This is a genomic window from Spiroplasma turonicum, from assembly GCF_001262715.1.
GTDB lineage: Bacteria > Bacillota_I > Bacilli_A > Mycoplasmatales > Mycoplasmataceae > Spiroplasma_A > Spiroplasma_A turonicum.
Window position 1 is genome coordinate 723137 of the sequence record NZ_CP012328.1, and the last position, 11626, is coordinate 734762.

Here is an 11626-nt window from a genome sequence, read left to right on the forward strand (position 1 = left end):
TTAAAAATCCAGTGTTGGACACTGGAGTAATAATATGCTAATAAAACTATATAAGTTAAAAATTACAATTATAGATATTAAACTGATAACACTATTCCTTGAAATGGTTTCATAATAATTAATTCATCTTCTATATCTAAACTATCAATAGTGTTTAAGATTATGTTATTAATATTTTCAATTTTTACTTTTTGTATTTCTTCACTAAAATTAATTACAAATTGTGCACTCTTATTTTCATAAGATCTTATAAAGTTAAATAAGTATGGATTATCCCTATTAAATTTAATACTTCCAAAAGTAAATACATTATTAAATTCACTTTTTATTCTTAAATTAATACATTTTTTATAGAATTCTAATAATTTATTATTATTTGTGTTGATATCTTTGTAACCATCTGTCATTTTTATTCATGGTTTTACAGTTGAGAAACCTGCATACAAAGTATTATCTCATCAGAAAGGAGTTCTTGCATTATCCCTACTTCTTAAGTTTATATATCTAAGTGCTTCTTTTAGATTTAAATTGTTTTTTTTTGGCATCTTCATATTTAGATATACTTTCTACATCATCAAACTCTTCTATTGATTGTCTTGTAAAATTTTTCATACCAATTTCTTGTCCTTTATAAATAATAGGAACTCCTTTTAGAAAAATATTCAATAAAGCCAAGGATTTTGCATTATCAAGAGTCTGAAACTTTTGGTTTTGAATAAATTTGGAAATAGATCTTGATTGATCATGATTTTCTAAAAATACAATACTATGACCTAATTCTTGCAACTTTAATTGAGAGTTAATTATTTTATCAATTCAATCACTATAATCAAACTTTTTAAATTTAAATCAATCACCATTAATTAATTGTGGGTCACTATACTTAAAATCAAATATTGTTGAAAATACACCATTATTGCCTATAAAATCATCAAAATTTTCATAAAGTACGCCTGGTGCTTCACCAATTGTGAATGCATCATAAACTTTAAAAGTATTATCATTTAGCTCTTTTAAAAAATTTAGTATTCCATGTCTATTAAGAGTTTTATATTTACAAGAAACCAAATTGTCATTTATTTTATTATCAGGTTCTAATGAACTATAATCTTGGTCTTTTTTAATAAAAGTTATAGCATCCACTCTATAACCTGCTATACCTTTTTCTAGTCAAAAGTTTACAACTTTATAAATATCTTTTCTAAAGTTTTTATTTTCTCAATTAAAGTCAGGTTGGTATTTATGAAAAGTATGATAATAATATATATCTTGTTCATTTTTTACCTTTTCTCAAACACTACCACCAAAAACCGATCTTCAATTATTTGGAGGTTTATTATTTAAAGATTTTTTAAAAATATAATAATTTCTGTATTTGCTACTTGGATTTGCTAATGCCTCTTTAAACCAAGGGTGAAATGAAGAAGAATGATTTATCACTAAATCTAATATTATTTTTATATTAATTTTTTTAGCTTCATTTATCAAATTTAACATATCTTCCATAGTTCCAAATATTGGGTTTATATCTAAATAGTCTGATACATCATATCCATTATCATACATTGGTGATTTAAATATTGGACATAATCATATTGATGTTATTCCCAAATTTTTTAAATAAGGTAATTTATTTATGATACCTTTTATATCTCCAATCCCATCTGCATTTGAATCTTTGAAGCTTTTGGGATAAATTTGATAAATGACTTCTTTTTCTCATCACTTTTGAATATTCATTTACATTTTCCAATCTTTTTTAAAGTTAAATTTATCATTAAGTTTAGTTTTTAAATCATAGCATAAGTTTATAGAATTTAATGAATTACTGAACCCATTAAGTATTTTCTCTTTATTAAAGCTTATACTTTCGTTTATACTAGTTAATATACTTTTTTGTTTATCAAATATTTTATTTATAAAATTATCAAATTTGTTTTTCAGATCAACAGAAGTTAGTATGATATTTTGTTTTTTAAGTTCTAAAACATTTTTTTCATTATTTAAATTATAATTTTTAAATTTTAATATAATTTTATTTTTATCTTCAACTGTTAAATTTTTATTTTTTTTAGCTCTAATTGCACTTTTATATAATTTATTTTTATTTTTTTCTTCCTTAAATTTAATTTTCTCTAGTTTTGCATCAATACAATTTAAACTAATAAGATATTTTTCATAATTTTTAAATAAAAGTTTATTATTTTTAATTTCATTTGATGCTTCTTTTAAATTATTAAAAACATTAGATACTTCATTTTCTTTTAAATTTGATTTAATAAGTATTTTTTTTAATAGTCTATTATATTTCATAGAATATTTAAACTCATCTAATTTTTCTTTATAAATTAGGATTGTAAATAATATTGCAAAACCTATAGATAAAGTTCACATTAATAGAATTAATAATTGTTTTTTGATTCCTATGAAACCAAATATAGCAAATAAACCACCACCTGCAGGTATATCAATTTTTAAATCAAGATAATATATTAAAAATGAAGTTATTCCAGCAGCTAATGAAGATGCAATAAATGGTTTTATTTTTGGAATAGTAACCCCATATAACAATGGTTCTGAAATACCTCCTAAAAATAGTGGAGCTAATGTTAAACCTGCATTTCTTTTAAACACTTTATTCTTTGTTAAAAGTATTACACCTATACAACCACCAGCTTGTGCATACATTGCAACTCCTGCTACTGCAAATATTAGTGAAGGTGTTCCTTTTAGAAAACTAATATTTACTGCCATATTAATAATATTATGGGTGCCTGTCAATACAATTGCTTGATAAAGTAGACCATATATTGTTATACCAATACCAAAAGGTCATTTTTCCATTCATATAATAGCGGTTGAAATACCATATTCGACAAGTGAAAGTAATGGACCTAAGATAAAAAACATTGGTATTAAAGTTAATATCATTGTTAGAAATGTACCAAATATAAAATCTAAAGATTTAGGGACTATCTTTTTAGTTAATATATCTACTTTAGTCAATATAAAACCAGCTGCCACAAATGGTATTATAGAACCTTCATAAGCTCTAATAGTAACGGGATAATCACCAATTCTAAATAAATATCAGCCATTTATTCCTCTATCAATATCATTAATAAAAGTTCCAAATGCTATATCCTTTATTGATTTTGCTCCATCAACCATTTCACTTGAAACTTGTGTACCAACAAATGAATAAAGTCTTGAAGTTAATATTAGCCCAATGAGAATTGCTATATAAACATTACCACCAAAATATTTTGTAGTGTTGTAGCATAAGAATATTCCTACTAATGATAACCCAGTGATTGAAGAAATATACATTAAAAATCCAAACATATTTTCCTGTGGATCTGATGGTATTGCTTTAGATTGAGTTAAAATCGAGTAGAGAGCAAATAAAAGTCCTGATGCAGTCAATAAAGGTAAACATGGAACAAGTATTCCTGAAAGAGCTGATGATATACTAAACTTTTTGTCTTTGTTATTTTTTTTAAAATCTATATTTGAATAATCACCATTGTTTAATTTTTTTATCTCTTTTTTTACTAGACCACTCTCTCCTCCTACAATAACTTGAAGTTCATTACCCGCTCAATTAACACCTTTAATATTTAAAAGTTTTTTAAGTTCTTCATATTTAACTTTTTTCTTATCTAATATCTTAAACCTAACTCTAGTAACACAATTATAAACTTTGTCGTAATTTTCCTTTGTTCCTACTAATTCATTAATCTCTTTTGCAAGTTTTAGAAATTTTGATTCATAACCTTCTAAATCCTCTTCAATTTTTTCATCTTTTATTAATCGATTTGTAAAAGGTACGTTTACAATTGTTATTAACTCCCCTCTTTTGTAATCTTTTTCTTCAAATCCCTCCATTTCATAACTTCCTTCATAAACAAATGGAGTTTCAACTGAAAAGTTTTCTTTTTTCAATTGTTTTATATCCACTTTAAATATTCGATCATTTAAAGACTGATTGTTATTGTTATCAATATAACTTGTAAAAACATTTGAACTTAAATTTACTGTATTTAACCCACAATGAAGTAAAAATTCGATTCCATTTACATTAAATAAATAAGCATGGTTTGTTTCAAATACAGATTTAACTGTCGCATTTTCAAACATGCTATAAAATTCATCTTCTTTAGGTATTATTAAAAATCCATTACCCAATGATAAACTAGAAAACGCTCCATCTTTGCACTTTCTAATATTTTTTATCGTGCAATCTAATGGTGCATAAATTTTTATTTTCATACACAACCCCCTAGTAACTATATTGTTAATCAAATTAAACAATAATATAACTTATAGTTATAAGTTTTTATATGTATGAAAAATAATAAATATAAATTGGAGAAACAAATTATACAGTTTTTAAAAAATCACGCTATCTTTGGTTGGAGTTTTTCAATTTAAAACTTTTTATATTATTTTGTTATTGTACAAGTTAATATACCAATTAATGTGTTTGTATATTTCATCAAATTTAAATATGTGAGTATTAATGTAATTAAATATTCTCCTTTTAAACAACAAACAAAATATTCAATTACTCTATTGTTTAGTGAATTTCCTATTATACTCATTCATATTTTTACTATCCATTTTTTTTACTAAATCTTTTATTTCATAGCTTGAGTATTTTAATCCATGTTTAGTTTTATTAATTTTGTTTAATATGTTTACAACTAATTATGTTTAATTTCTTTGCGTTAAAAATCAAGACTCTATTTTTTAAGTCCTATGGCTAATAGCTGCAGATAAATAGTAATTATTCCTTAAACCAACTCAGGAATTCATAAACATCAGTCGCTATTCTATTGTCTTTTTCTGGATTATAATTATGTTTAACTAAATCAAGAAATTTAACTTTAGTATTTTTTAAATCTTGTTTTAATTATAAAACCTCATCATTTTAAATAATGTCTCAAAGTTCTCTCATTAATAATGAATCCTTTTCGTTTTAACAAAACGATTATTTTTCTACTTCCTAAACAAATTTTAACTCTATTAAAATACTTTCAACAACACCTTTTAGATGGCTCTATTTATACTTTCTAGTAGCATTTTTTTTATAAAAAGGTGATCGATGCATCTGTATAATTCTTGCTTTTAATTTTGTGTTTAATGACTTTATTTTGTTAATAGATTGCCTTTCGTTTTCATCTCTTTTATTTTTAATTCAATCTTCTATAATTTCACTTTTTTGAAATTATAGATTATTCCATGATTATCAGAATCATCTCTTTTTTTTGTATCTTCCAGAACCTTTTTTTAATTAAACTTTTCATACCATAATTATCTACTAATCTAGCTTTTGTTTTAATTCTTTTACAAATTTCACATGAGTGTTTCAAAATTTTAGATTTTATTATTCTATATTCCAACTCCGCTACTCTTATTCCTTCATTTTTACATACATCTATTATTTTCAATCATTGTTCAACCGTTAAATTTTTTGATATAAAAAAATACACTTCTTTCTAGTGTAGAATTCATTTTTCCCAGTCTAGTTTAATATTATTTTTTATTTTTTTGCACTTACCTTAGATGATAAAATTCATTTACTATTTTCATTTTTTCAACTGAAAAAAATAGTTTTGTTTTTTGCTATAAAAAGACAACATTCTATAAAAATTTAATAAATAATTTTTGTATAGTTTGGGGTGACCCTTTAAAGTATAGAATATGTTTTTTTTGTTAATTAATATTTCTTATTTGGATAAAATAAATATAGAATATTTTAAATAAATCATTAGTATAATTTAGACTATTTTTAAAATTATAATATTTAAATTTTTTAAGATTATTAATTAAAAATCATTAAAGTAGATGAAAAGTTTTATTTATTTTAAAAATATATTAAACCATTTAAATCACATATATTATTAGTTCTATATTAATATAATACAAAGATCTATGTACTTTAATTGTAAATAACATTTCAAATAAAGATGTTTAATTTAAAACACTCTTATTTTTTTCAATAGATATATAATACAATAATTGTATTTATAATAAAATTTATGTTAATCGATAAAATAATTAAATAGTTGTTGAAAATACAAATAACAAGTTCTATTATTAATTTTAATTAATTAAATCAGTAATTTAATATTAAAAATAAAGAAAGCAACTAACTATTAAACAAACAAAAATCATAAAAATTAATATTTTCGTTAAATTTATCTAAAATGAATAAAGTATTTGTTTTTTTATCAAATGATTCAAAACTCATAGCTTTAGCTTTAAATTCAATATTTTCGATTGTAAAAAATTTATTGAGTTTTTCTTCTAAGATATTACAAATATGATTAGCTTTAAAAGAATCATTTGCAGGTCTTGATATTCTAGATTTATAAACAAAATAAAATATTATTTCATTTGTAAGTAATAAATTAATAAGAACTGCTAAATAACAAACGGAGTCTCTAATTTTTATCACTAAATTTTCTATTTTTAGGTTTTTTAAATTTATATGCTTAAATTCTATTAAAAAAAGTAATGACTTACTTGAGATTTTATTATTAAATAAAATTGAGTCAACTGATTTAGGTGTTAACTTATGTTTACTACATATCCTTCTATTAGAAAAATAAGTTTTTACAATATAATCAAAATCTATGCCTTGATCTAAAGAATTACTAGCGGAATGCAGAGTTGTAGACTCTTGTTGTACATAACAACAATTATTAGAAAGACAATTCTGAGTGCATTTTGATATTTCTTTATATGTTTTAAAAATCATTTATATTTTCCTCTTCAATAAAATTCATAACGTCATTTATATTAGAACCTATAACAATATTATTATTAGATTCTATTACTTTACTAAACTCAGAATCATTCTCTTTATCTATATAAATATAATTAATATTTACATTTTTATATTTATTTTTTTTAATATCTATTGATGTAAGTAAAGAAGGGCTATGTGAAGATAATATTATTTTACAATTCAACTTTTCACATATTTCAAAAAAGATTTCAACTATTTTGTGTTGTCACAATGGGTTTAAAAAATTTTCAACCTCGTCTAAAATAACAACTGAGTTTTTTTTAAAAACCCCTGATTTTAACATTAGTATCAAAGCTTGAAAAGTAATTACCCCCTTAGATAAGCTTAATGCATTTATTTCATAATTTCTTCTACTTAAAAATAAACCATTATTTTTTCTCCTCATAAAAGAGTGGTCAAAATTAGTTATATTAACTATTTTTTCAATTATTAAATCAACTTCATTTTTATCTGAAAAATAACTTATTAATTCATCATTCAAGTCAAAAGATTCATTTTTAATATTCTTGATTATTGAATTAGGATCTAATTTTTGCAACAGATCTATTTCTGGAGAATTAATATTATATATTTTATTCGAATCTATCATATTTGAATTTTTAAATCTAAGTTCGTTAATACTTCTTGAAGATTTATAATTCTCAAATGAAAATTTATTTGTTAAAAAATAGTTAAAAGTTTCAATTAAGTTCTCACAATATGTAACATCACTTATTTCATAATTATTTTTTTTTATAATAACATCTAAATTATCATTATAATTGTTATTAACATAATGATATTCAAAACTAATATCATTATCATCATAAAAAACATTAGTGACTAAATCTGTTGATGTAATTTTTGATTTTACATCATTATTAAACATACTTTTTGTAAAACTAGGAACAGTCAAAGATAACAATGTTTTTTTTATGTCTAAATCATTTTTATTCTCTATAATTCAATTATAACAAGTATTTAAAATTATGAAAACTTCTTTTAAATTCTTTTGTTGTTTTAGTCTCAAACTTAATATACGAAAGTACCTTTCAGTATTAACATCACTAATTAAAATATTGTATAAATTTTGCAAAGGTTCAAAATATTTTTTTAAAAGTAATTTATTATTTTTGTAGTTAATTTCTGATATTTTTTCTTCAATATACTGTATCATACTAAGTATATAATTTAAGCTAAACAGCATTTCATTTTCATTTTTAATATTTTCATCAAAAAATATGTACTCATCAGTAAAAAACTCATCAGTAATGTTATTTGTATTATCTTTACTTTTCATGAATATATCAAACTCTTTAATTAGATTAAAATCATTATTAAAAACTTTCTTTGCTTTAATTTTCTTTTCTTTGTATAAATTAGGATCTATTTTATAAATATACTTTATTAAAAATTTGAGAGAATTAAAAAATTCAACTAGATTATTATCAAATTCATTATATAAATTAAATTCTTTTGAAATACTACTACATTTAATTAATGAATATATTAATTTATTTAAGGTACTTTTACCTATATCGTTTTTACCATAAATTACATTCAAATCACTTAAATGAACTGTGTTCTGATTACCAAATAGACATAAATTTTTGAAAGATATTTTCATATTTTAACTCCAATCATATTATTAATTTATTAAACATATTTTTAATTAATAATAATTAGATTATACCCTTATATTTTTGATTTATTAATTTTATATATACTTTATGTAAAATATTATGTTATAAGTTTAATTACTTATTTTTAGAATTAGAATCACGTAATCTAAGTAGACTAAATTATTTTATAAATAGTTGGTTTTTTGATAAAATATATTATATTTCAAAAATTATAGTTTGTTAAAATCATCAACTATTTTTTTTAAACGTATCATAAAAATTTTTTATATTATTAAATTTTTAACCATAACTTTTAAAAAACTTTTTTTATACTCATCTATTTAAGCTTTATGTTGAAACATTACGTTTAAAACCTTTTCTAGACATAAAATGCATTATATTTTTATTTAAATTTACAAATTAATATATTTTTTCACTTGAAAAAGTTAAATCTCTGTAAGATTGTATTATTTTGTTTGTTTTAGATTTTAATGAATAGTTATTAATTAATTTAAAAACATTTTACACGTTTTTTAAGTTCTCATTTTTATCAAAATTATATGCAATAATAGTTTTTAAACTCCAATCAGAAGATATCATGCAATTTAATTTTGTTTTATAATAATAATTGCTTAATTCTATTTTTAGATTTGTACCATCAATTCCAACTACATTAAGTGTATTATAATTCATTTCAATTAGATCATCTCTAACATAATAATTATGTTTTTTTGATTCATTGAAATGACTTGTTATTTTTAAACTACTTCTAATAAATAAATTTTTAAAGACTTAAGGTTTTTTATTAAGTTAATCAACTTTTTAAAGACTCTTTCATTTTTATTAACATAAATTCATTCCTTTATTAACAAAGACCCTATTTGTAAATTATTAATTGCTATTTTAAAATCTTTAGCTAGGTAACTGAATTTTAAATTTATCAATTTTAAATTTATTAATAATTGGGATCTTTAGCTTGTATTTGTATATTAAAGTAGGGTTTTATAATTTTATTTTCATTATAAATTTAGAATAAGTGTTTTTATGAACTCTAAAATAATTTATTAGTTTATTAGTTCCCATATCAAAATTAGCAACAAAATAATATATTTGTTAACATGCATAATGTTTTTAAGCTTTTGTCGCCATTATCATAATCTTTTACTTCTTGCTCATTTTCAATAAGTTCATCATTATTGTTGCCGTGCAAGAAGGATTGGACTTTTCCAATATTTCTTTACTCGGTGTTTCCTGCATTTTTTTCTTCTGTTTCAAACTTTAAACTTTTTTCTGATTTTTATATTGTGTCTTTAAGTATTTATTTTCTTGATTTTTGTCTTTAAGTTCCTTAGAAATTAAATCTTTTTTTAAATTTTGACTCATTAATTTACCTCTTTGCAATTTTTATTTATGTTGTAAAAATAGCAAGTTTTTAAGGACTTATATCAAATTCTTATTAATTGCGATCCTGCTTTAATATTCAAACTTTAGTTATTTTTCTATACTTTCTCCATTTTTATATCTTTCTATAGCTTATTATTTAAATTTTCATCATAAAATTTTGGCATTATTATATTTCTACAAAGAATCAATACTTTTATACTGGACTACTTAGCTTCCTTTTGCTAAGTATGAAAATTATTATAATAAAATCTAACATATTTGTAAAAATAAATTATTTAATTGTTTTAAATTTAATAATAAAAATTAAATTTATTGTGTATCCAGTATAATATTTATTTATTTCCACAGTTCCTCACCATTGCTATCTGCAACTTTTTTGAATCATTTACCTGACTCTTTTATTTTTCTTTCTCCACTGCCAATTCCATAATCATTTAAATCAACATAAATTAATCCATAACGTTTTGACATTTCTTTTGAAGACATGCTTATTAAATCAATTGCAGTTCATATTGTATAACCTATACAATTAACACCATCTTCATTTATTGCTAAAAGCATATTAGTTAAATGATCTTTTAAATATTCTATTCTATAAATATCATTTAGAATGTTTTTATTATAATCTCACTTTTCATCAACACCAATGCCATTTTCTACAATCATTAAAGGTTTTTTATATCTATAATATAACTCGTTCATAAAAATTCTTAAACCGATTGGATCAATATTTCACCCTCATTCTGTTGAATTAAGATGTGGATTAGATAAACCTGATTCAATTAAGATGTCATTATTTGTATAACTTTTACATTTATTTAAAGTTGATGAGTAATATGAAAATGTTATATAATCAACTGTATTATTTTTAAGTATGTTTATTTCATCATTTGTATTTTGTAATTTAATATTATTTTTAATAAAATAATTTAACATATACTGTGGATATTGACCATTTGCTATAACTTCATAGAAGAATCAATTATTTATTTGTGAAGATTTTAAGTTAGCTAATGAGTCTAATGGGTTTGAACTATAAGGATAAGTTTGTGCAGCTGCATTCATTGAACCCATCATATTATTTTTATTAATTTCTTTTGCTAACTTAACACAAAGAGCTTGTGCAACAAATTGATTATGTACTGCATTATAAAGTTTTTCTAATCGATTATCATCATTTTTTTTAATTAAAAAACCAGCTCCAGTATAACTAGAATGTAAAGTAAGATTTATTTCATTAAATCCTATTCAATAATTTGTATATTCATCAAATTCTGTTAAAACAACTTTAGCATATTCTAAAAATTTGTTTATTGCTTCTTTATTTAAAAAACCATTGTATTCTTCAAGTAATCAAATTGGATAATCATAATGACAAAGTGTTAAAACAAGTTTGATGTTATTTTTTTTTGCACAATCAAATATTTTTTTATAATGCGTTATTGCTTTTGTATTTACAACTCCATCACTTTTTGGAATTATTCTACTCCATGATATAGAAGTTCTAAATGTATTTATACCAACTTGCTTAAATAATTTAAAATCTTCTTCATAATTATTATAAAAATCAATTCCTCATCTAAACGGAAATACTGCTTTATTATTATTTTTAATATCATTATATTCTTCATAACTAACTTCTAATCAATTATGATTAGTATCACTACGATTTAAGTTAGGGTTATATATTTTATAATCGGCAACTGATAAAGATTTTTTATCTTGATCATATGCTCCTTCATATTGTGATGATGCCGCAGCTCCACCAAACATAAAATTTTTTGGGAAAGTATATTTTTTCATA

At 21.7% G+C, this 11626-nt stretch carries 8 protein-coding genes; all 8 read right to left on the minus strand.

The genetic code is table 4. The features are described 5' to 3' along the window. Positions 1 to 77 precede the first annotated feature (77 nt). The 8 genes from STURON_RS05840 to STURON_RS03240 all read right to left on the minus strand — a co-directional run bounded on the left by STURON_RS05840 (position 78) and on the right by STURON_RS03240 (position 11625). Positions 78 to 551, minus strand: a complete 474-nt coding sequence (locus STURON_RS05840) for an alpha-amylase family glycosyl hydrolase (RefSeq protein ID WP_201775728.1) — start codon at positions 549 to 551, stop codon at positions 78 to 80. Continuing rightward, positions 505 to 1740, minus strand: a complete 1236-nt coding sequence (locus STURON_RS03210; protein WP_201775729.1) for an alpha-amylase family glycosyl hydrolase — start codon at positions 1738 to 1740, stop codon at positions 505 to 507. The genes STURON_RS05840 and STURON_RS03210 overlap by 47 nt, the downstream gene beginning before the upstream one ends. Beyond that, complete coding sequence (locus tag STURON_RS03215; RefSeq protein WP_075048443.1) at positions 1741 to 4272, minus strand: PTS glucose transporter subunit IIABC; 2532 nt, start codon at positions 4270 to 4272, stop codon at positions 1741 to 1743. A 1882-nt stretch (positions 4273 to 6154) separates the two neighbouring features. Beyond that, positions 6155 to 6766 carry a hypothetical protein gene (locus STURON_RS03225; RefSeq protein ID WP_075048445.1) on the minus strand — a complete coding sequence of 204 codons (612 nt, stop codon included), beginning with the start codon at positions 6764 to 6766 and terminating at the stop codon, positions 6155 to 6157. After that, positions 6756 to 8423, minus strand: coding sequence for an AAA family ATPase (locus STURON_RS03230; protein ID WP_075048446.1), 1668 nt, complete (start codon positions 8421 to 8423; stop codon positions 6756 to 6758). Before STURON_RS03230 ends, STURON_RS03225 begins: the two co-directional genes overlap by 11 nt. Positions 8424 to 8940: 517 nt before the next feature. Further along, positions 8941 to 9111: a hypothetical protein gene (locus STURON_RS05775; protein WP_156412826.1), complete on the minus strand. Its 171-nt coding sequence runs from the start codon at positions 9109 to 9111 to the stop codon at positions 8941 to 8943. A 65-nt stretch (positions 9112 to 9176) separates the two neighbouring features. Then, entirely contained in the window at positions 9177 to 9362 is a 186-nt protein-coding gene (locus tag STURON_RS05780) for a hypothetical protein (RefSeq protein ID WP_075048447.1), read from the minus strand. A 796-nt stretch (positions 9363 to 10158) separates the two neighbouring features. After that, positions 10159 to 11625, minus strand: coding sequence for a glycoside hydrolase family 1 protein (locus tag STURON_RS03240; protein WP_075048448.1), 1467 nt, complete (start codon positions 11623 to 11625; stop codon positions 10159 to 10161). Position 11626 lies beyond the last annotated feature (1 nt).